At 65.9% G+C, this 21,979-nt stretch carries 18 protein-coding genes; 11 read left to right on the top strand and 7 right to left on the bottom strand.

Annotation, left to right across the window (positions count from 1 at the left end):
- Window positions 1–19: 19 nt before the first annotated feature.
- Both A1D30_RS10040 and A1D30_RS10035 read right to left on the bottom strand, forming a co-directional pair.
- On the bottom strand, window positions 20–1,072 hold the full coding sequence (locus A1D30_RS10040; protein ID WP_063460584.1) for an extracellular solute-binding protein: 1,053 nt from the start codon (window positions 1,070–1,072) through the stop codon (window positions 20–22).
- A 412-nt stretch (window positions 1,073–1,484) separates the two neighbouring features.
- On the bottom strand, window positions 1,485–2,033 hold the full coding sequence (locus A1D30_RS10035) for a phasin family protein (RefSeq protein WP_063460583.1): 549 nt from the start codon (window positions 2,031–2,033) through the stop codon (window positions 1,485–1,487).
- A gap of 200 nt (window positions 2,034–2,233) precedes the next feature.
- Between A1D30_RS10035 and A1D30_RS10030 the strand changes: the two genes are divergently transcribed.
- From A1D30_RS10030 to A1D30_RS09990, 9 genes are all read left to right on the top strand, one after another.
- Window positions 2,234–3,172, top strand: coding sequence for a histone deacetylase (locus tag A1D30_RS10030; protein WP_063460582.1), 939 nt, complete (start codon window positions 2,234–2,236; stop codon window positions 3,170–3,172).
- Window positions 3,169–3,669, top strand: a complete 501-nt coding sequence (locus A1D30_RS10025; protein WP_063460581.1) for a thioesterase family protein — start codon at window positions 3,169–3,171, stop codon at window positions 3,667–3,669. The genes A1D30_RS10030 and A1D30_RS10025 overlap by 4 nt, the downstream gene beginning before the upstream one ends.
- A 233-nt stretch (window positions 3,670–3,902) precedes the next feature.
- Window positions 3,903–5,123, top strand: coding sequence for a nicotinate phosphoribosyltransferase (pncB, locus tag A1D30_RS10020; protein WP_063460580.1), 1,221 nt, complete (start codon window positions 3,903–3,905; stop codon window positions 5,121–5,123).
- Between the two features lie 84 nt (window positions 5,124–5,207).
- Window positions 5,208–6,620 carry a sodium:proton antiporter gene (locus A1D30_RS10015; protein ID WP_063460579.1) on the top strand — a complete coding sequence of 471 codons (1,413 nt, stop codon included), beginning with the start codon at window positions 5,208–5,210 and terminating at the stop codon, window positions 6,618–6,620.
- 4 nt (window positions 6,621–6,624) lie between these two features.
- A complete protein-coding gene (locus tag A1D30_RS10010) occupies window positions 6,625–7,614 on the top strand; it encodes a D-glycerate dehydrogenase (protein WP_063460578.1) in 990 nt (329 codons plus the stop codon).
- A 72-nt stretch (window positions 7,615–7,686) separates the two neighbouring features.
- On the top strand, window positions 7,687–9,411 hold the full coding sequence (gene rmuC, locus A1D30_RS10005; RefSeq protein ID WP_063460577.1) for a DNA recombination protein RmuC: 1,725 nt from the start codon (window positions 7,687–7,689) through the stop codon (window positions 9,409–9,411).
- Window positions 9,408–10,607 carry an MFS transporter gene (locus tag A1D30_RS10000; protein WP_063460576.1) on the top strand — a complete coding sequence of 400 codons (1,200 nt, stop codon included), beginning with the start codon at window positions 9,408–9,410 and terminating at the stop codon, window positions 10,605–10,607. The genes rmuC and A1D30_RS10000 overlap by 4 nt, the downstream gene beginning before the upstream one ends.
- Window positions 10,608–10,772: 165 nt before the next feature.
- Window positions 10,773–12,110 (top strand): surface lipoprotein assembly modifier, encoded by a 1,338-nt coding sequence (locus A1D30_RS09995; RefSeq protein WP_063460575.1) that lies wholly within the window; start codon window positions 10,773–10,775, stop codon window positions 12,108–12,110.
- Window positions 12,111–12,160: 50 nt separating this feature from the next.
- A complete protein-coding gene (locus tag A1D30_RS09990) occupies window positions 12,161–13,120 on the top strand; it encodes a FecR family protein (protein ID WP_063460574.1) in 960 nt (319 codons plus the stop codon).
- Window positions 13,121–13,156: 36 nt separating this feature from the next.
- On the opposite strand, the gene A1D30_RS09985 is transcribed toward A1D30_RS09990, so the two are convergent.
- The 5 genes from A1D30_RS09985 to A1D30_RS09965 form a co-directional block, all read right to left on the bottom strand.
- Window positions 13,157–14,020 (bottom strand): TIGR00730 family Rossman fold protein, encoded by an 864-nt coding sequence (locus A1D30_RS09985; protein ID WP_063460573.1) that lies wholly within the window; start codon window positions 14,018–14,020, stop codon window positions 13,157–13,159.
- A 119-nt stretch (window positions 14,021–14,139) separates the two neighbouring features.
- Complete coding sequence (crcB, locus tag A1D30_RS09980) at window positions 14,140–14,523, bottom strand: fluoride efflux transporter CrcB (protein ID WP_063460572.1); 384 nt, start codon at window positions 14,521–14,523, stop codon at window positions 14,140–14,142.
- 120 nt (window positions 14,524–14,643) lie between these two features.
- Window positions 14,644–15,948, bottom strand: a complete 1,305-nt coding sequence (locus A1D30_RS09975; protein ID WP_063460571.1) for a TRAP transporter large permease subunit — start codon at window positions 15,946–15,948, stop codon at window positions 14,644–14,646.
- 20 nt (window positions 15,949–15,968) lie between these two features.
- Window positions 15,969–16,478 (bottom strand): TRAP transporter small permease, encoded by a 510-nt coding sequence (locus A1D30_RS09970; RefSeq protein ID WP_063460570.1) that lies wholly within the window; start codon window positions 16,476–16,478, stop codon window positions 15,969–15,971.
- A gap of 18 nt (window positions 16,479–16,496) precedes the next feature.
- A complete protein-coding gene (locus A1D30_RS09965) occupies window positions 16,497–17,480 on the bottom strand; it encodes a TRAP transporter substrate-binding protein (RefSeq protein WP_063460569.1) in 984 nt (327 codons plus the stop codon).
- Window positions 17,481–17,667: 187 nt separating this feature from the next.
- Between A1D30_RS09965 and A1D30_RS09960 the strand changes: the two genes are divergently transcribed.
- Both A1D30_RS09960 and A1D30_RS09955 read left to right on the top strand, forming a co-directional pair.
- Entirely contained in the window at window positions 17,668–18,204 is a 537-nt protein-coding gene (locus A1D30_RS09960; RefSeq protein WP_063460568.1) for a winged helix DNA-binding protein, read from the top strand.
- A gap of 103 nt (window positions 18,205–18,307) precedes the next feature.
- Complete coding sequence (locus A1D30_RS09955) at window positions 18,308–21,961, top strand: hydantoinase B/oxoprolinase family protein (RefSeq protein ID WP_063460567.1); 3,654 nt, start codon at window positions 18,308–18,310, stop codon at window positions 21,959–21,961.
- The last annotated feature ends 18 nt before the right edge of the window (window positions 21,962–21,979 follow it).

Raw genomic sequence — 21,979 nt, 5'->3', positions numbered from 1 at the left:
GTGGGAGGGCAGTGCGGGCTTACTGGAAGCCGACGCGGTCCAGCATCTGCTGCACCGTGGTCACATTGGCGCCCACGGCGCTGATCGGGATGGTTTCGCTCTTGAAGGGCTTGCCGTCCGTCATGGCCTTGAGAGCGGGGTTGTCCAGCGCCACGCCCTTGGCGGCGGGCCACTCGTTGTTGCCGTTGGCGAAGTAGTTCTGCGCTTCAGGGCTGGCCAGGTATTCGAGGAACTTGATCGCATTGGCCTGGTTCTTGGCATGCTTGGCCACCGCACCACCCGCGATGTTCAGGTGCGTGCCCCAGGATTCCTGGTTGGGGAACACCACGCCCACCTTGTTGACCACGGCCACGTCTTCTGGCTTGGTGGAACGCATCATGCGCGCCAGGTAGTAGCTGTTGGTCACGGCAATGTCGCATTCGCCAGCGGCCACGGCCTTGATCTGGTCGGTGTCACCACCCTTGGGAGGACGGGCCAGATTGGCCACCATGCCCTTGAGCCAGGCCTCGGCCTTCTGCTCGCCCATGTGCTCCGTCACTGCGCCGAACAGGCTCAGGTTGTAGGGGTGCGAGCCCGAGCGGATGCAGAGCTTGCCCTTGTTCTTGGGGTCGCCCAGCTCTTCGTAGGTGTCCACATCGGCTTTCTGGACCTTGACCTTGTTGTAGACGACCACGCGGGCGCGGGTGGACAGACCGTACCACGCGATGCCACCGTCGGCGACGGGGTTGCTGCGCAGGTTGGCCGGAATGGCGTCGTTCAGCACCTTGGACTTGATGGGTTGGAACAGGCCATCGACTTCACCCTTGTAAAGACGCGCTGCATCCACCAGCAGGATCACGTCGGCAGGGGAGGCGGCACCCTCGGCCTTGAGGCGCGCCAGGATGCCGGCGTCGTCCGCGTCCACGCGGTTGATCTTGATGCCGGTGGCCTTGGTGAAGCCGGTGTACAGGGCTTCGTCGGTGGAGTAGTGGCGGGCCGAGTAGAGGTTTACCACCTGCTCCTGGGCATGGGCGGCGCCCGCAGCGGCGGCCAGGGCACAAACACTCAGCAAGGCTTTCACAGTCTTCGACATGGGATGCGTCTTTCGGGTTGTTACTGGCGCAATGATAAAACAAACGCGAATTATTCTTAATAAATGTCCGAAATGGGGCCCGGGATTGTGAGGGAGGGCTGATGCAGCGCAAGGCCAGATGAGCTGTGCGGCACCTGCACAGCAGTTGTGGGCTGGTGTGCCCACAGGCCCGCGCTCTCGTGCGATGTGTGCGATGGCTGGATGGCTGAAAGGGGTGGGATCGAACAGGCAAAAAAAAAGCCCGGTCGTAAAACCGGGCTTTAAAAGGATCCTTGAAACGGGGGTTTCGAGAGGATCCAAGGAGACAACTCGCGCGCTGTACACAGGGTGTGTGTCGCAGCGCTTGGGTCAATTATCAGGGTAATCCCTGAACGCGGCCTAGAGGTTGCACTCCAGACCGCAGGTGCTGGGCTTAGCGCTTGCGGGGAGCAGCGGTCTTGGCGGCGTTGGCAGCGGTGCTGGCCACGGCGTTGAAGTTGGCTTCGGCCACGTCGGACGCTTGCTTGACGGCCTTTTGCACCGATTCAAACGCGTTGTTGGCAGCAGAGACGGCGCTCTTCATCACGGCCACGGCGGTTTCGGAACCGGCGGGGGCGTTCTTGGCGGCGCTGTCCACCAGGTTGGTGAAGGCCTTTTGTGCATCGGTGGTTTGGCTTTCGAAAGCCTTGCCGAATTCGGCGCCGGTGCCCGAAGCGATGTCGTACAGGTGACGGCTGTAGGCGGCGGTCTTTTCAGCCAGGGGCTGGAACAGGCCGGCTTGCAGGGCCAGCAGTTCTTGTGCGTCCTTCACGCCCAGCACGGCTTGCGTGTGGGTGGCGGCTTCCGACAGGGCGGCGCGCGAAGCGGTCACGTTCAGTTCCACCAGCTTTTCCACGCCTTCGAAAGCCTTGGTCGTCAGACCGAACAGGGTTTCGATGTTGGCTTTGTGCGAGGCCAGGATTTGTTCAGCGGTCAGCGTCATGTCATATCTCCTAAAAATGGGACCCAGAGGGCCAGGGTGGCTTACAGACATCTGCGCTGACCGTGACCCGGTGGAGTCATGTTGCAGTGCAGCATGGGGTGAATTTTAGGGACTTGCTGCGCGTTTGCAAGGGTTTTTTGTTGCACTGCAGCAAATTAGGTACGGCGCCCCAGAAATCCATGGCTTGCCACAATCACGTCATGTTTGCCTACTACGCCGACCACTTCGTTCTGCCCCTGCCCGAGGGCCACCGTTTTCCCATGGCCAAGTACCGCATGCTGCGCGACCGGATTGCACAGCAGCTGCCCGGTGTGGCGCTGCAGGTGGCCTTGCCAGCGCCGGACGACGATCTGGCGCTGGCCCACACCCCCGAATACATCGCCGCGATTGCACACGGCACACTGCCGCCCGCCGCGCAGCGCGAGATCGGCTTTCCCTGGAGCGAGGCGATGGCCGAACGCGCGCGGCGCTCGGTGGGGGCCACGGTGGCCGCCAGCCGCCAGGCTTTGCACGATGGCGTGGCGGGCAACCTGGCGGGCGGCACGCACCATGCCTATGCAAACAAGGGCAGCGGGTTTTGCGTGTTCAACGATGTGGCGGTGGCCGCCCGGCGCATGCAGGCCGAGCATGCCGCAAGGCGGGGCGGTGGCAGCCCGCCGCTGCAGGTGGCCGTGATCGACCTGGACGTGCACCAGGGCAATGGTACGGCGCATATCTTCCAGGGCGATGACAGCGTGTTCACGCTGTCGCTGCACGGGGCGCGCAACTTTCCCTTTCGCAAGGAGGCGGGCGACCTCGACTTGGACCTGCCGGACGGCTGCGGCGATGTGGAGTATCTGCAGGTGCTGGACGAAGCCCTGGCGGTGCTGGAGCAGCGCTGCACGCCCGGCCTCGTGTTCTACCTGGCCGGGGCCGACCCTCACGAAGGCGACCGACTGGGCCGCCTGGCCGTGACCCACGATGGCCTGGAGGCGCGCGACCGGCGCGTGTTCGACTGGGCCTGGCAGCGGCGGATACCACTGGTGTTCGCGATGGCGGGGGGGTATGGCAACGACCTGGAGGACACGGTCCAGGCCCAGCTCACCACCTGGCGCGTGGCCTTGCAATACCACCAGCGCTGGCAGAATGTGCGGCCATGACCTCTGCCGCCAGCACCCCGTCCACCGCTTCTGCCACGCCCACAGCAGCTCCCGCGCCCACCCGCCCGGCCCCGCAGCCGCGCAGCGCCTACCGCGTGTTCCGCCCCATCACCACACGCTGGGCCGACAACGATGTGTATGGCCACGTGAACAACGTCGTGTACTACAGCTGGTTTGACACGGCGGTCAACGCCCACCTCATTGACCAGGGCGTGCTCGACATCCATGCGGGCGGCACCATCGGCCTGGTGATCGAAACCCAGTGCAATTACTTTGCACCGCTGGCGTTTCCGCAGACGGTGGAGGCGGGCGTCCGCGTGGCCAGGCTCGGGGGCTCCAGCGTGCGCTACGAGGTGGGGCTGTTTGCGCAGGGCGAGCCGCTCACCGCCGCTGCTGGCCATTTCATCCATGTCTACGTAGACCGTGAAACCCGCCGCCCGGTGCCCGTGCCCGAGGCGCTGCGCACCGTGCTGCAGGCGCTGGTGGTGCCCGCCTGACGGGTCGCGCTGCAGCTGTGCTGTGGTTGCAATCAATTTGATAGCAATCAACCCATGAGCAGCGCGCGCAGACGGCCTGAAAGCCTTTGATAGCGGCCGCTGCAGGCCGCAGCGCCTGAACCTTGGCTGACGCCCCGGGTCACGCCCGGCGCTGCGGGCTCCTATGGCCTACACTTTGCGGCTTCGCTGAACGGCCCCCCGCACCCTGGCTCCACCCTGCGCCTGCCCCGTCCATGATCATCACCAGCCTGCTCGACACCGACCTGTACAAGTTCACCATGATGCAGGTGGTGCTGCACCAGTTTCCGGGGGCGCAGGTCGAGTACAAGTTCAAGTGCCGCAACCCCGGCGTGCAGCTGGCGCCGTTTGCCAACGAGATCCGTGACGAGATCCGGTCGCTGTGCAGTCTGCATTTTCAGGACGCCGAACTGACCTATCTGCGCTCGCTGCGTTTCATCAAGAGCGACTTTGTGGACTTTCTCGGGCTGTTCCGGCTCAACGAGAAATACATCACCGTCACACCCCAGCACAACGGCGAGATCGACATCGCCATCCGCGGGCCCTGGCTGCACACCATCCTGTTCGAGATCCCGGTGCTGGCCATCGTCAACGAGGTCTACTTCCGCAACACGCAGAAGGTGCCCGACTTCCCCGAAGGGCGCAGGCGCCTCGACACCAAGATCGCCCAGCTGCAGGCCGACGGCCTGGCCGACCTCAAGATCGCCGACTACGGCACGCGCCGCCGCTTCTCGCGCGCCTGGCACGAAGAAGTGCTGCGTGTGCTCGTGGCCCGCCTGGGCACGGGCGACCGCCGCCCTGGCTCCCCTGCAGGGCCCGGCCAGTTTGCGGGCACGAGCAACGTGCTTTACGCCATGAAGCTCGGCGTGACGCCGCTGGGCACCATGGCGCACGAATACCTGCAGGCCTGCCAGGCCCTGGGCCCGCGCCTGCGCGACAGCCAGGTGTTCGGCTTTGAAATGTGGGCCAAGGAATACCGGGGCGACCTGGGCATTGCGCTGTCGGACGTGTACGGCATGAGCGCCTTCCTGCGCGACTTCGACCTGTACTTCTGCAAGCTGTTTGACGGCGCGCGCCACGACAGCGGCGACCCGTTTGCCTGGGGCGAGCGCCTCTTGGAGCACTACCGCAAGAACCGCGTCGATCCGCTCACCAAGACGCTGATCTTCAGCGATGCACTCACCATCCCGCGCACCATCGAGCTGTACCAGCAGTTCCGCGGGCGCTGCCAGCTGGCCTTTGGCATTGGCACCAACCTCACCAACGACCTGGGCAGCCCGCCTGCGCACGAGCCGCTGCAGGTGGTGATCAAGATGACACGCTGCAACGACCAACCCGTGGCCAAGCTGTCGGACACGCCGGGCAAGGGCATGTGTGATGACGAGAAGTACCTGGCCTACCTGCGCCAGGTGTTCGACATCCCCGTGCCTGCCTGACAGCCCGGGAACTGGCGCACAGCACGCGCTGACTAGCGCCCTGATGCGCCCCTGAATTTTTAAAACTGGATGGAGACACAACCCATGAAACTCACGCGCGGGCTGGCAGTGGCCAGTCTTCTGGCGGCACTGCCCGGCTGGGCCCTGGCCGCAGACATTGATGGCAGCACGCTGTCGGTCCTCTGGGGTGTGCCGTTTGCAGGCATCCTGCTGTCGATTGCGCTCATGCCGCTGCTGGCGCCCATCTTCTGGCACCACCATTTCGGCAAGGTCGCGGCGGCCTGGGGGCTCGCGTTTCTGGTGCCCTTTGCCATCACCTTCGGGCCGGGCATGGCGGGCGTGAGCCTGGTGCATGCGCTGCTGGCCGAATACATCCCGTTCGTGATCCTGCTGACGGCGCTGTTCACCGTGGCGGGTGGCATCTTCATCCGGGGCAACCTGCATGGCAGCCCGGGGCTCAACACCGCCATCCTGGCCATTGGTGCGGTGCTGGCCAGCTTCATGGGCACCACCGGCGCGTCCATGCTGCTGATCCGTCCGCTGATCCGCGCCAACGACAACCGCAAGCATGTGGCCCATGTGGTGGTGTTCTTCATCTTCATCGTTTCCAACGCCGGGGGCTCGCTCACGCCGCTGGGCGACCCGCCGCTGTTCCTGGGCTTCCTCAAGGGCGTGGACTTCTTCTGGACGGTGAGCCACATCTTCCAGGAAACCCTGTTCCTCGTCGGCGCGCTGCTGGTCATCTTCTTCGTGCTCGACAGCTGGTACTACCACCGCCGCGAAGAGCTGCTCAGGACCGACCCCACGCCCGACAGCCGGTCCATCGGTTTTGACGGCAAGGTCAACTTTGCGCTGCTGGGTGCGGTGGTGGCGCTGGTGTTGCTCAGCGGCTTCTGGAAGTCGTCCGTGGTGTTCAACATCGCGGGCACCGAGGTCGGCCTGCCCGGCATCGTGCGCGATGTGGGCCTCATCATCGTGACCCTGGTATCGCTGTGGCTCACGCCCAAGAAGGTGCACGAGGACAACCAGTTCGGCTGGGGCCCCATGCAGGAAGTGGCCAAGCTGTTTGCGGGCATCTTCCTCACCATCATCCCCGTCATCGCCATGCTCAAGGCCGGTGTCAACGGCCCGTTCGGTGCCATCGTGGCGGCCGTCACGCGGCCCGATGGCTCGCCCGACCCGGCGATGTACTTCTGGGCGGCGGGCGCGCTCAGCTCCTTCCTCGACAATGCGCCGACCTACCTCGTGTTCTTCAACACCGCCGGTGGCGACCCGGCCGTGCTGATGACCACCCTGGCGCCCACGCTGGCCGCCATCTCGGCGGGTGCTGTGTTCATGGGCGCCAACACCTACATCGGCAACGCACCCAACCTCATGGTCAAGGCCATTGCGGAGGATCGGGGCGTAAAGATGCCCAGCTTCTTCGGCTACATGCTGTGGTCGGGGGGCATCCTGGTGCCGCTCTTTGTTGTCATGACTTTCATCTGGTTCAGGTAACCCCATGAGCAAACCCCGCATCCTGGTCGCGCGCGCGATCTTCCCCGACATCGTGGACCGCCTGCGCGAGCATTTCGACGTGGAGGCCAACCCCGACGACGTGATCTGGACCCCGCAAGAGCTGGCCGCGCGCCTGGCCGACAAGGACGGTGTGCTGACCACCGGCAGCCAGCGCATCGATGCCGCGCTGCTGGCCGCCGCGCCACGCCTCAAGATCTGCGCCAACATGGCCGTGGGCTACAACAACTTCGACGTGGATGCCATGACCGCCGCTGGCGTGCAGGGCACCAACACGCCCGATGTGCTGACCGAGACCACGGCCGACTTTGGCTTTGCATTGCTGATGGCCACGGCCCGCCGCATGACCGAGAGCGAGCACTACCTGCGTGCTGGCCAATGGACCAAGTGGAGCTACGACATGTTCGCGGGCAGCGACATCCACGGCAGCACGCTGGGCATCATCGGCATGGGGCGCATCGGGCAGGGCATTGCCAAGCGCGGCGCGCACGGCTTTGGCATGAAGGTGATCTACCACAACCGCTCGCGCCTGTCGGCCGAGCTGGAGGCCGAATGCAAGGCCAGCTATGTGGGCAAGGACGAGCTGCTGCGCACGGCCGACCATGTGATGCTGGTCGTGCCCTACACAGCCGCGTCGCACCACACCATCGGCGCGGCCGAGCTGGCACTGATGAAGCCCACAGCCACGCTCATCAACATTGCGCGCGGCGGCATTGTGGATGACGCCGCGTTGGCGGTGGCACTGCGAGAAGGCCGCATTGCGGCGGCGGGCCTGGATGTGTTCGAGGGCGAGCCCAGTGTGCATCCCGACCTGCTCACCGTGCCCAACGTGGTGCTCACGCCGCACATCGCCAGCGCCACCGTGCCCACCCGCCGCGCCATGGCCAATCTGGCGGCTGACAACCTGATTGCCTTCCTCGGCGGGCGGGGCCCGCTCACGCCTGTGAACCAGCCTGTGGCGGGTCTGCGCGGCTAGGATTTCGAACGAAATGGGCCGCTACCGCGCGATGGATAAGCGGCAGTAGCTATCAAAATAATAGTAAATACCTTGACTACCGATACGCTTGTCTTGCTGGCCGCATGGGCCGTTGTGGTGCTGCTGGTGGCCGTGCTGCTGCTGCGCCGCCCGCGTGTGGAGCTGCCTGCCGAGTGGCTGGCGCGCCTGCAGTCGCTGGAGGCCACGGCCCAGGCCACACAGCTGGCTGTGGCCCGCAACGACGGCGCCATGGAGGCGATGGCGAAGCAGCTCTCGGGCTTTACCCAGGCCACGCAGCACCAGCTGGAGGCCCTGCGCGGCGCGGTGGACGAGCGGCTGGCCCAGGCCGTGGGCGAGTCCCGCACCGGCCGGGCCGAGCTGCTGGCCGCCTTTGGCGCGTTTGAGGCCAAGCTGGAGCAGCGCTTGGCCCAGGGCCAGGCCGAGGCGGCGCTGGCGCGCAAGGAGCTGTCCGACGCGCTGGCCGCCTTCCGCGCCGAACTCACGCAGACCGCGCAATCGCTCGCATCCGACAGCCAGCGCTCGCGCGAGGCGCTGGCCGAAAGCACGCAGCTGTTCGAGCAGCGTATCCAGGAGCGCTTCGAGGCCCTGTCGGCCGCCACGCGCGGCACGCTCGACTCGCTCAAGACCGACATCCAGACGCAGATGGGCACCGTGTCCACCGCGCTCAAGGACCAACTCGAAGCCAATGGCAACCAGATCCGCAACCAGTTCTCGGTGCTGCAGGATGCTGTCTCGCAACAGCTCACCGGCATGGTGCAGGGCAGCCAGCACAACGCCGAGCAACTGCGCAACGCGCTCAACGAACGCCTGGCCGCCATCCAGGCCGACAACGCCACCAAGCTCGAAGAAATGCGCCGCACGGTGGACGAAAAACTCCACGCCACGCTGGAGCAGCGCCTGGGCGAATCCTTCAAGCTGGTGAGCGACCGGCTCGAACAAGTGCACAAGGGCCTGGGCGAGATGCAGACCCTGGCGGGCAGCGTGGGCGACCTGAAGCGCGTGATGACCAACGTGAAGTCGCGTGGCACCTGGGGCGAAATGCAGCTGGGCGCCATCATCGACAACGTGCTCACCCCCGAGCAGTTCGCGCGCAACGTCAAGACCGTGCCAGGCAGCGATGAGTTGGTGGAATTTGCGATCCGCCTGCCGGGCAAGAACGACGAGCACCCGGTGTGGCTGCCCATCGACTCCAAGTACCCGGTGGAGCAGTACCAGCGCCTGCTGGACGCGCAGGACGCGGCCGACAAGGCGGCCATTCTGTCGGCGGGCAATGCGTTCGAGACCTCGATCAAGCTCGAAGCGAAAAAAATCTTCGCCAAATACGTCTCGCCCCCGCACACCACCGACTTTGCCGTGCTCTACCTGCCCACCGAGGGCCTGTTTGCCGAGGTGATGCGCCGCCCCGGCCTGGTCGAAGCGGTGCAGAACGAATGCCGCGTGATGATCACCGGCCCCGCCAACCTGGCGGCCATGCTCAACAGCCTGCAGATGGGCTTCAAGACGCTGGCGATCGAAAAGCGCTCGTCCGAGGTCTGGAGCCTCCTGGGCATGGTGAAGACCGAGTTCGCCAAGTTTGGCGATGTGGTCGAAGCCACCAAAAAATCCATCGACGCCGCCGCCAAGAAGTTTGACGAAGTGGGCGTGCGCACCCGTGCCATCCAGCGCAAGCTGCGCGATGTGCAGGAGCTGCCCGCACCCGATGCGGCCCGCGCGCCCTTGGCAGGCGCCCGCACGGCAGCCTTGCCCGGGCTGGACCCCGAGGACGACCTGCCGTGAACGGAACACTGGCCCGGTTGATCGCTGGCCAGATCTGCGTGCACGGCAGCATGGCCGGCATGCGCCTGGCCGCGCCGCTGCTGGCGCTGCGCGAGGGCTACAGCGCGGCGGCCGTGGGTTTGCTGGTGGCGCTGTTTGCGCTCACGCAGGTGTTTCTGGCCCTGCCTGCGGGCCGCTATGCCGACCGCCACGGGCTCAAGCGCCCGGTGGGCTATTCGGTGGCCGTGGCCTGTGTGGGCGCGGGGCTGGCCGTGGTATTCCCCACTTTTCCGGTGCTGTGCGTGGCAGCGCTGATGACCGGCGCCGCCGCCGGGGCCGCCACGATTGCCGTGCAGCGCCATGCGGGCCGCGCCGTGCACGATGCGACCGAACTCAAGCAGGTGTTCAGCTGGCTGTCCATCGGCCCGGCGGTGTCCAACTTCATCGGCCCGTTTGCGGCCGGGCTGGCGATTGACCTGGCAGGCAGCACGCCCGGCAGCCTGGAGGGCTACCGCGCAGCGTTTGCACTGCTGGCGCTGCTGCCCCTGCTCAGCTGGTTTTGTGTGCGGGGCGTGCCAGACCTGCCCGCTGCCAGCGCAGCGGCGGGCAGCACCCCGGGCGGGCCGCCCCAGCGGGCCTGGGACCTGCTGGGCGATGCGCCGTTTCGCCGCTTGCTCATCGTCAATTGGCTGATCTCCTCTTGCTGGGACGTGCACGCCTTTGCCGTTCCGCTGCTGGGGCACGAGCGCGGGCTGTCGGCCGCCGTCATCGGCACTATTTTTGGCGCGTTTGCGATTGCCGCCACCGTGATCCGTGTGCTGATGCCCTTTTTTGCCAAGCGCCTGCGCGAGCAGGCCGTGATGGCGGTGGCCATGCTGGTCACGGCTGTGCTGTTTGCGGTCTACCCGCTGTTGCACAGTGCCTGGGCCATGGGCCTGTGCTCGGTGCTGCTGGGCCTGGCGCTGGGCACGGGTCAGCCCATGGTGATGAGCCTGCTGCACCAGATCACGCCCTCGCACCGCCAGGGCGAGGCGCTGGGCCTGCGGCTGATGGCGATCAATGCGTCCAGCGTGCTGATGCCGCTGATGTTTGGCTCGGCCGGGGCTGTGATTGGCGTGAGCGGCCTGTTCTGGGCCGTGGGCGCGGCGGGCCTGGGGGGCTCGCGGCTGGCGTGGCGCATTGTTAACAGGGTTCCCAAGGAGGCCCAAAAAGCGTAAACAGGTGTAAATTGCCTGAAAGCGGTTAACAAAACACCCCTGGCGTTGTTGTCCCGTCTTGTCGTACGGGTTGTACTGCCTGCGACGGAACGCCTAGCCAGGGCCGCTTCGCTGAGTTTTGTTAGCCGCTCTTGGTCCGGTTGCGGGTTTCGAGAGGGGGCTGTCATGTACTTTCGATTCTGGTCACGGCGCGTGTTGCCATGGTGCCTGGCCTCGGCATTGGGCGCGGGCCTGCCGTCTGTGGCACTGGCCGACGAGGTGGTCCAGCAGGCCACCGCCCTGGTGCGCCAGGGGCAGGCCGTGCAGGCCTTTCAATTGCTGGATGCCCACGAGGCCCGGCGCGCGGGCGACCCGGTGTTTGACGCCGCCATGGGCGAGGCCGCCCATGCGGCAGGCCAGTACACCCGGGCCATCATGGCGCGCGAACGCGTGCTGGCGGCCGACCCCGGCAACCAGGCCGCCCAGGTGGCGCTGGGGCAGTCGCTGCAGGCCGTGGGCGACCGGCGCGGGGTGCTGGCGCTGCCGCCCCAGGTGCAGGCCTTGTTGATCCCCGTGGACGCGGGGCACACCCTGGACCAGTTCCTGTATTCGTACGACCGCCCCGAGTACGGCGGCCACTCGTCGCTGAAGGGCTACGTGGAGCTGGGCGTGGGCCATGACTCCAACGCCAACGCCGCGCCCGTGGTGGGCGAGCTGCAGTCCCCCGTGCCGGGCACGCCGCCCTGGGCCCTGCTGCCCGAGGCGCAGGCCACCTCGGGCAACTATGTGGTGGCGCAGGCCGGGCTGCGGGGCCGGGCGGTGATCAATTCGCGCTGGTCGGTGGTGGGCACGGCGCTCGCGGCCACGCGCCACTATGGGGGCCAGGCCGACCGGTTTGACCACACGGCCCTGGATGGCGCCTTGGGCATGGCCTGGCGGGCCGAGCGGCACGAGGTGATTGTCTCGGGGCAGGGCTCGTACTACGCACTCGACGGCTCGCGCCTGCGCACCATGGGCGGTGTGCTGGGCGAGTGGATCTACCGCATCGACGGCTTCCGGCAATGGGGCAGCTTCTTGCAGGTGCTGGAGGTGCGCTACCCCACGCAGGAGCTGCGCAATGTGCGGCGCAGCGTGCTGGGCACCTCGTATTCGCACCTGTTCCGCAATGGCACATCGGCCTACGCGGGCGTGTATGGTGGGCGCGAGCAGCCCAAGGCAGACGGCGCCGATCCGCTGGGCCACCGCCTGTGGGGCGTGCGCCTGGGCGGGCAGTGGCCGCTGGCACCGCAGTGGACGGTGTTTGCCAGCGCCGACTGGGAGCACCGGCGCTATGGCGGCCCAGACCCGTTTTTTGCCGTGACCCGCACTGACCGCCAGGCCCAATTGGCGCTGGGCCTGAACTGGACCCCCGCGCCCGGCTGGCGCGTGACGCCGCAGTGGCAGTTCACGCGCAACGCTTCCACGCTGCCCATCACCGACTATGAGCGGCGGGTGTTCTCCATCCTGCTGCGCCGGGAGTTCTGAATGCGGCCGCTGACCTGGGGTTTTGCTGCAAACCCGCCCTGGAGGTGCTTATGACATCCGACCAAAAACGCGCCCGGCTGGCGCTGCTGATGGGCATGGTGGCGGCCTGGCCACTCACCGGGCTGGCGGCTGCCGGGCTGGTGCAGTTCACGGCGGGCGATGTGCAGCTGCGCCGGGGCGACAACCTCTCGCGCCTGGCCAAGGGGGCCGAGCTGGACGGCGGCGATGTGGTGCTGACCGGCACCGAGGGGCGCGCGCAGATCCGCTTTACCGATGGTGGCCTGGTGGCCCTGTACCCCGACTCACAGTTCACCGTGACCCGCTATGCCGACGGTGCGGGCACGGGCGAGGACCATTTTGTGGTCAACCTGCTGCGCGGTGGCATGCGCGCGCTCACCGGGCTCATCGGCAAGCGCAATCCCGCCAGCTACAAGGTCATCACGCCCACGGCCGTGGTGGGCATCCGGGGCTCGGCCTTCATGCTGGCCATCGATGTCAATGGCAAGGTGCTGGTGTCGGGCGAGCAGGACGAGATTGAGGTGTGCACCAAGGCTGGTTGTGTGGGCGTGACGGCCGGTGAGGCGGTGCTGGTGCTGTCTGACCAGGAGCTGCCGGTGTACACCCACACCCGCGCCTTGCTGCCGGTGCCCGAGCTGCCCACCCCCATGCTGATCGGCGAGCAGCTGGATGTGCAGGGGCGTCGTGCGTTTGTGTACATCGTCCCGGCGCCAGCACCGGTACCCATTCCGCCGCCACCCACCGGCAACTTGCCACCGCCACCGCCCGTGCCCGTGGCACCACCGCCGCCACCGACAGACGACTACCAGCCACCGGCGCCGAACGCTCCCACGCCGCCCACAAGGCCTACACCACCGCCCCCGGCGACCACGGCACCACCACCTGCTACCACGGCACCACCACCGCCCACGGTGCGGCCGCCGTTTGTGTTCATCCCGGTGTTGCCGATTTTTATACTGCCTCCGCCCCCACCGCCGCCAGTGATCCGCTAGGGTTCCGCGCTGCCCTGGGGGGTGGTGCCCTGGGGGTCAGAGCTTGTAGAACGCCCGGATCAGATCCCAGGCTTCCTGCGGGTCGTCGGTGTAGTGGAAGAGCTTCAGGTCCTGCGCCGAGATCGTGCCTTCTTCCACCAGCACGTCGAAGTTGATCAGGCGCTTCCAGTAGTCCGTGCCACACAGCACGATGGGCACGGGCTTGGCCTTGCCGGTCTGCACCAGGGTCAGCACCTCGAACAGCTCATCGAGCGTGCCAAAACCGCCGGGGAAGGCCACCAGCGCCTTGGCGCGCATCATGAAGTGCATCTTGCGCAGCGCAAAGTAGTGGAACTTGAAGCTCAGCGACGGCGTGATGTAGCGGTTGCCGCTTTGTTCGTGCGGCAGGGCAATGTTCAGGCCCACATTCAGCGCACCTTCGTCGTGCGCGCCCCGGTTGGCGGCTTCCATGATGCCGGGGCCGCCGCCGGTGCAGATGTACAGGCGCTCGGACTCGGGCTTGCCATTGCTGTACTGCGCGACCAGGCGCGAGAACTCGCGGGCCAGGTCATAGTGGCGTGCATTGCGCACGGCGAGCCTGGCGCGTGCAATCTGCGTGGCGTCCCCCGTGGCTTCGGCGGCCGTCAGGGCCTGGGCGGCGTCTTCGGGGGCCATGAAGCGGGCGCTGCCAAACACGACGATGGTGTTCTCGATGCCTTGTTCGGTCTGCCCCAGGTCGGGCTTGAGCATCTCCAGCTGAAAGCGGATGCCCCGCGTTTCGCGGCGGAACAGGAACTCGGGGTCGGCAAAGGCCATGCGGTAAGCGTCGGCCTGCAGCGGGTTGCCGTTGGTGGCGTGGTTGTGCAGCTCGGCCCAGGCATCGGCCAGGCGGCGTTCATTGAGTTGGGTGTTGGCTTCCATGGCAGGACTCTTGGTTGGGTCTGTGAATTGGGGGGAGGGCCCGTGGGGGCCGACCGGTGACAGGATGGAGCAGCAGTGTGGCGGAAATTTATGAAAAAAAGCCTGCTTGCGCGCGACCATCAAGCGCGTGATGCTATGAAATATGAAGCAGTTTGTATGCCAAGCACCGTCAGGCCCAGCGAACCCAGCAGGTGCAGTGCGGTGGTGCCCAGCGCCATGGCATAGCGCTGCGCCATCAGCATCTCGACCACCTCGGCCGAAAAGCTGGAAAACGTGGTCAGGGCACCGAGGAACCCCGTGACCAGCGCCAGCCGCCACACCGGGTCCAGCTGGGGCAGGGCGTGGAACACGGCCACACACACGCCAATCAGGTAGCCGCCCACGAGGTTGGCGGTGAGGGTGCCCCAGGGAATCAGCCCGCCGGGGCTGAGCCACAGGCCCAGGCGCCAGCGTGCCAGTGCGCCCACACAGGCGCCGATGCAGATGGCAAGAACGTTCAACATCGGGCCATTGTCGCTGGATTTGAGGGCCCCACCATCGCTTCGCGCTGCCCCTAAAGCACAAAGCGGGGCGGCCTTGGTGGGGCCGTCCCGCTTTGTGGTGTCTGCTGGCTGCAGGTGGGTTCAGCGCGCTGCCATCTGCTGCGGCAGCCAGGTCACGATGCCGGGGAAGATGTAGATCAGTGCCACGGCGCCGCACATGAGCAGGAACATGGGCACGGTCACCTTGGCAATCCAGGGCAGCTGGCGCCCCGTCATGCCTTGCAGCACAAACAGGTTGAAGCCCACGGGCGGTGTGATCTGTGCCATCTCGACCACCAGCACGATGAAGATGCCAAACCAGATCGGGTCGATGCCGGCCGCCTGCACGGTGGGCATGAGCACGCCCATGGTCAGCACCACCATCGAGATGCCATCGAGGAAGCAACCGAGGATGATGAAGAACACAGCCAGAGCTGCAATCAGCTGTGCCTTGTTGAGCCCGAGCGACGCAATCCATTCAGCCAGGTGGCGTGGCAGGCCGATGTAGCCCATCGACAGCGTGAGGAACGCAGCGCCCGCCAGAATCAGCGCGATCATGCAGTACAGCCGCGTGGCGCCCATGAGCGAGGCCTTGAAGGTGCCCCAGTTCATCGAGCCCTGCACGGCCGAGAGGATGAGCGAGCCCACCACGCCCACGGCCGCCGCCTCGGTGGCGGTGGCAAAGCCGGTGTAGATGCTGCCCAGCACGGCCGCAATCAGCAGCACCACGGGGATCAGGCTGCGCGATTCGGCCAGCTTCTGCATGAAGGTCATGCGCACGTCGGCGGCGGGCACCTGGTCGGGGTGGCGCAGCGCCCACAGCATGATGTAGCCCGAGAACAAGGCCGCCAGCAGAATGCCCGGCAGCACGCCCGCAATGAACAGCTGCGAGATGGACACTTCGGCCGAAACGCCGTAGACGATCATGATGATCGACGGCGGGATCAAGAGGCCCAGCGTGCTGGCCCCGGCGAGGGTGCCCACCACCATGTGCTCGGGGTAGCCCCGGCGCGTCAGCTCGGGCAGCGTCATCTTGCCGATGGTGGCGCAGGTGGCGGCGCTCGACCCCGACACGGCGGCAAAGATGGTGCAGCCCACCACGTTGGTGTGCAGCAGGCGGCCCGGCAGCGCCTGCACCCATGGGGCCAGGCCCTTGAACATGTCTTGCGACAGCCGGGTGCGGAACAGGATTTCACCCATCCAGATGAACAGCGGCAGCGCCGTGAGCGTCCAGCTGGAGGCGCTGCCCCAGATGGTCACGGCCATGGCATCGCCTGCGGGGCGTGCCGAAAACAATTGCATGCCGATCCAGGCAACGCCCGAGAGCGTGAGCCCGATCCACACACCGCTGCCCAGGATCAGGAACAGCGACAGGACCAGCAGGCCGGTTATGGCGAGATCACTCATGGTGGGTAGTGCCCGGTTTTTTATTCATTGCGCAGGGCTTCGCCAGAGGCTGTGTCAGCGCGTTTGCCCATCAGCTCCAGCACCAGCTCGTCGATGAAGGCGATGGCCAGGATCACGGTGCCCACGGCCATGGCGATCTGCGGAATCCACAGCGGCGTGGCGTCGCTGCCGGTGGAGATGTCGTGGAACTCGTGCGACTGCCAGGCCAGCTTGCAGCTGTACGCCGCAAACAGCGAGGCCAGCAGCGTGGCAATGGCCAGCGCCCAGATCTCAAACGCCTTCTTGGCCCCGCCCTTGAGAAAGTTGAGCAGCAGCGTGACGCGGATGTGCTCGCCGCGCTTCAAGGTGTGGGCCAGCGCCAGAAAACCCGCAGCGGCCATCAGGTAGCCCGCATAGGCATCGGTGCCCGGCACATGGAAGTGGAACTGCCGGCTGGCGATGGACAACAGCACCATGCCCAGCAGGCCGACCATGAAAAGCGCCGCCAGGGCGGCGGCGCTGTCGTACAGAAAGTCCAGGAGACGACGCATGTGCGTGGGTGCCCGGGCTTACTTGCGGTAGGCGTCGATCAACGCCTTGCCTTCGGGACCGGCCTTGTCCAGCCATTCCTTGAGCATGGTGTCGCCCACCTTGGCCATGTCGGCCTTGAGGGCTGCGGGCGGCGCTTCTACCGCCATGCCATTGGCCTTGAGCTTGGCGATGGTGTCGGTGTTGACCTTGGCGCTGGCAGCCCAACCGCGCGCCTCGGCGTCGGCACCGGCCTTGAGCAGGGCGTCCTGGCTGGGCTTGTCCAGCGCGTCAAACGCCTTCTTGTTCACCAGCACGGCGTTCTTGGGCAGCCAGGCCTGGGTGTCGTAGTAGAACTTGAGGTGCTCGTACAGCTTGCTGTCCACGCCGGTGGCGCCCGAGGTCATCGTCGATTCGACCACGCCCGTGGCAAGGGCTTGCGAGAACTCTGCGGCCTGCACCGTCACAGGCTGTGCGCCCACCAGCTCGGCAATGCGGGCGGTGGCGGGGCTGTAGGCGCGCCACTTGATGCCTTTGAGGTCGGCGGCCGAGGCCAGGGGCTTCTTGGTGTAGATGCCTTGTGGGGGCCAGGCCACGGCATACAGCAGCACCATGCCTTGTTCGGCCAGCTTCTTTTCCAGGAAGGGCTTTTGCGCGGCGTAGAGCTTCTTGGAGGCGTCGTAGCTGTCGGCCAGGAAGGGCAGGCCGTCCACACCAAACAGCTGCCATTCGTTCTGGAAGTTGGCCAGCAGGATTTCACCCATCTGCGCCTGACCGCCTTGCACCGCGCGCTTGATTTCGGGGGCCTTGAACAGCGCGGCGTTGGCATGCACCGTGATCTTGAGCTTGCCGCCCGTGGCCTTGTCCACATCGCTGGCCAGCTGCACCATGTTCTCGGTGTGGAAGTTGGTGGCGGGGTAGGCGGCGGCCAGGTCCCACTTGGTCTGGGCGAATGCCGAGGTGGCAGACAGGCCCGCAGCCAGGGTCAGGGCGAGTGCGGTCACGGGGAAGATTCGACGCTTCATGGATATTGCTCCGCAGGGTTGTATGTACAAGGTTGGATGTAACAAATCACTGTATCGGAAGCCGATCCGATTGCGATAGGTGTTTTGCCTAAACGCTGACAAATTGCCAACAAATTACCATCGACTTGCCTACAATGCCCCATGCATATCCCGTGCCAATGACAGAACCCGCAGGCCCGAACCCGCCATGAAATCTGACGCCAAGCCCAAGGCCAAAACCGACTCCGGCCCCATCGTGTCATCGGCGCACCTGGTGTCGGCGCAGAGCGCGGAGATGAGCGAGTTCGAGTTCGGCCTCATCGTGGCGGGCAATGCGTTCCACCGCTGGGTGGTGCACTGCATGGCGGCGGCGGGGCTCAAGGACCTGACGCCGCTCGACGTGGTGGTGCTGCACCATGTCACGCACCGCGCGCGCGACAAACGACTGGCCGACATCTGCTTCATCATGAATGTGGAAGACACGCACCTGGTGAACTACTCGCTGAAAAAGCTGCAGACCCTGGGCGTGGTCGCCTCGCAGAAAAACGGCAAGGAAGTCACCTACGCTGCCACCGACACCGGCCGCGCCTATGTGCAGCGCTACCGCGAGATCCGCGAGAGCTGCCTGATTGACGCCCTGAAAGCCGACGATGCGCTCAACCGCGACATCGGCGAGCTGGCCCGGTTGCTGCGTGTGCTCTCGGGCATGTACGACCAGGCGGCGCGCTCGGCCGCGTCTTTGTGATGTTGGCGGCCTATGTAGCCTGTATGGCTCGAAAATCTGAATAAAAATCGGCTCTTGCGCGCGACTGTAAAGCGCTGATAGCTATCAAATGAGTAGCATTGATATGTCCAACCAACCCTCTCCCATGTCCCGCTGGCAGTTCTGGATCGACCGGGGCGGCACCTTCACCGACGTGGTGGGCAAGCGCCCGGACGGCACGTTGGTCACGCACAAGCTGCTGTCCGAGAACCCCGAGCAGTACAAGGATGCGGCCGTGGCCGGCATCCGCCACCTGCTGGGCCTGCAGCCTGGCGAACCCGTGACGCCCGCGCTGGTGGAGTGCGTGAAGATGGGCACCACCGTGGCCACCAACGCGCTGCTGGAGCGCAAGGGCGAGCCCACGCTGCTGGTCACCACCAAGGGCTTCAAGGACGCGCTGCGCATCGCCTACCAGAACCGCCCGCGCCTGTTTGACCGCCACATCGTGCTGCCCGAGCTGCTGTACGAGCGCGTGATCGAGGCGCAGGAACGGGTGGGGGCGCACGGGGAGGTCATCGAGCCGTTGGACGAAGCGCATTTGAAGGAACGCCTGTGGGCCGCCTACGACGCGGGCCTGCGCAGCGCGGCCATCGTGTTCATGCATGGCTACCGCTACACCGCACACGAAGAAGCCGCTGCCCGCATTGCGCGCGAAGCGGGCTTCACGCAGGTCAGCGCATCCCACGCCACCAGCCCCATGATGAAGCTGGTGAGCCGGGGCGACACCACCGTGGTGGACGCTTACCTGTCGCCCATCCTGCGCCGCTATGTGGACCAGGTGGCGAGCGAAATGCCGGGCGTGAAGCTGTTCTTCATGCAGTCGTCGGGCGGCCTCACCGATGCGCAGGTGTTCCAGGGCAAGGACGCGATCCTGAGCGGCCCCGCAGGCGGCATTGTCGGCATGGCACGCACCGCAGGCTTGGCAGGCCACGACAAGGTCATCGGCTTCGACATGGGCGGCACCAGCACCGACGTGAGCCACTACGCGGGCGAGTTCGAGCGCGAGTTCGAGACGCAGGTGGCCGGTGTGCGCATGCGCGCGCCCATGATGAGCATCCACACCGTGGCGGCCGGTGGTGGCTCCATCCTCGGCTTTGACGGCGCACGCTTCCGCGTCGGCCCCGAAAGCGCGGGTGCCAACCCTGGCCCCGCCAGCTACCGCCGGGGCGGCCCGCTGGCCGTGACGGATGCAAACGTGATGGTGGGCAAGATCCAGCCCGCACATTTCCCCAAGGTGTTTGGCCATGCAGCCAACGAGGCGCTTGACCGCGACGTGGTGGGGCAGAAGTTTGCGCAGCTGGCGGTGCAAAGTGGCCGCTCGCAAGAAGATGTGGCCCACGGTTTTATCCAGATCGCCGTGCAGCAGATGGCCAATGCCATCAAGAAGATCAGCGTGGCGCGCGGCTATGACGTGACGCGCTACACGCTGCAGTGCTTTGGCGGTGCGGGTGGTCAACACGCCTGTCTGGTCGCAGATGCGCTGGGCATGACGCGTGTGTTTGTGCACCCGCTGGCGGGCGTGCTCAGTGCTTACGGCATGGGCCTGGCGGACCAAAACGTGATCCGCGAACAGGCCGTAGAAACGAAGCTGGTGCCCCATGCACTCGCAAGCATCGAAGCCACGCTGGACCAACTGGCCAACACCGCACGCACCGAGCTGGAGCGCCAGCAGGTGGGCGCAGGCACAGCCGTGGTGCACCGCCGCGTGCATGTGCGCTATGAGGGCAGTGATTCGGCGCTGATCGTGCCGTTTGGCTCGCTGGCCGAGATCACCGCTGCGTTCGAGAACGCCTACCGCCAGCGCTTCGCCTTTCTGATGCAAGGGAAGGGTCTGGTGGTGGAGGCGGTTTCTGTCGAGGCTGTTATGCCCGGTGATGCCCCCGTGGAGCCGCGCCATGCCCTGCAGCCCGCACGCGAGGTGCCGCGCCGCAGCACGGTGCGCATGTACACCGGCGGCGTGGATGGCGTTGCGGCATGGCACGACGCCGCCCTGGTGGTGCGCGAGGACCTGCGCCCCGGCGACGTGGTCCCCGGCCCGGCCATCATTGCCGAGAAGAACGCCACCACCATCGTCGAGCCCGGCTGGGAGGCCGCGCTGACCGACCTGGACCATCTGCTGCTCAACCGCCGCGTGGCGCGCGCCGTGCAGCACGCCGTGGGCACCACGGTGGACCCGGTGCTGCTGGAGGTGTTCAACAACCTGTTCATGAACATCGCCGAGCAGATGGGCTTGCAGCTGCAGAACACAGCCTACTCGGTGAACATCAAGGAGCGGCTGGACTTCAGCTGCGCGCTGTTCGACACCGCAGGCAACCTGATTGCCAACGCACCCCACATGCCCGTGCACCTGGGCAGCATGGGCGAGAGCATCAAGACGGTGATCCGTGAGAACGCGGGCAAGATGCAGCCCGGCGACGTGTTCGTGCTCAACGACCCGTACCACGGCGGCACGCACCTGCCGGACATCACCGTGATCACGCCGGTCTACCTTGCCGATGACGAGTCCACGCCCACGTTCTATGTGGGCAGCCGGGGCCACCACGCCGATGTGGGCGGCACCACGCCGGGCTCCATGCCACCGTTCTCCACGCGCATCGAAGAAGAGGGCGTGCAGATCAACAACGTGAAGCTGGTGGAACGCGGCGTGCTGCGCGAGGCGGAGATGATTGCGTTGCTGGAAAGCGGCGAGTACCCCAGCCGCAACCCGCAGCAGAACATGGCGGACCTGCGTGCGCAGATTGCCGCCAACGAAAAGGGCCAGCAGGAGCTGCGTCGCATGGTGGGCGAGTTTGGCCTCGACGTCGTTGAGGCCTACATGCGCCATGTGCAGGACAACGCCGAAGAGTCCGTGCGCCGCGTGATCACACGTCTGAAGGATGGGCAGTTCACGCTGCCGCTGGACAACGGCGCGCAGATCAGCGTGGCCGTGAAGGTGGATGCGCAAAACCGCAGTGCCACCATCGACTTCACCGGCACCAGCCCGCAGCAGACCCACAACTTCAACGCGCCCACGGCGGTGTGCATGGCGGCGGTGCTGTATGTGTTCCGCACGCTGGTGGATGACGACATTCCGCTGAACGCAGGGTGCCTCAAGCCGCTGAACGTCATCATCCCGCCCGGCAGCATGCTCAACCCGAATCCGCCAGCGTCGGTGGTGGCGGGCAATGTGGAGACCTCCACCTGCATCACCAATGCGCTGTATGGCGCGCTGGGCCTGATGGCGGCGGGGCAGTGCACCATGAACAACTTCACTTTTGGCAGCACGCGCTACCAGTATTACGAGACCATCTCGGGCGGCAGCGGTGCGGGTGGGGTGTGGGATGCCAAGGGGCAACTGGTGGGCGGGTTTGACGGCACCAGCGTCGTGCAGTGCCACATGACCAATTCGCGCCTGACGGACCCCGAGGTGCTGGAGTTCCGATTCCCCGTGCGGCTGGACGGCTACGAGATCCGCAAGGGCTCGGGCGGCGCAGGGCAGTACAAGGGCGGCGACGGCGGCATCCGCCGTGTGCGTTTTTTGGAGCCGATGACGGCCAGCATTTTGTCCAACGGCCGCCACCATGGCGCGTTTGGCATGGCGGGCGGCCAGCCGGGGGCGGTGGGCATTAACAAGGTGGTGCGCAGCGATGGGCGGGTGGAGCTGCTGGACCACATTGGCCAGGCTGAGATGCAACCGGGGGATGTGTTTGAAATCCACACGCCGGGCGGTGGCGGTTTTGGATCTTCAGGCCAAAAATAGTGGTCAAAATGGCTGCTT

Origin of the sequence: Acidovorax sp. GW101-3H11 (assembly GCF_001633105.1) — a bacterium.
GTDB lineage: Bacteria > Pseudomonadota > Gammaproteobacteria > Burkholderiales > Burkholderiaceae_C > Acidovorax.
This window is presented reverse-complemented; position numbering and strand designations above follow the sequence as displayed.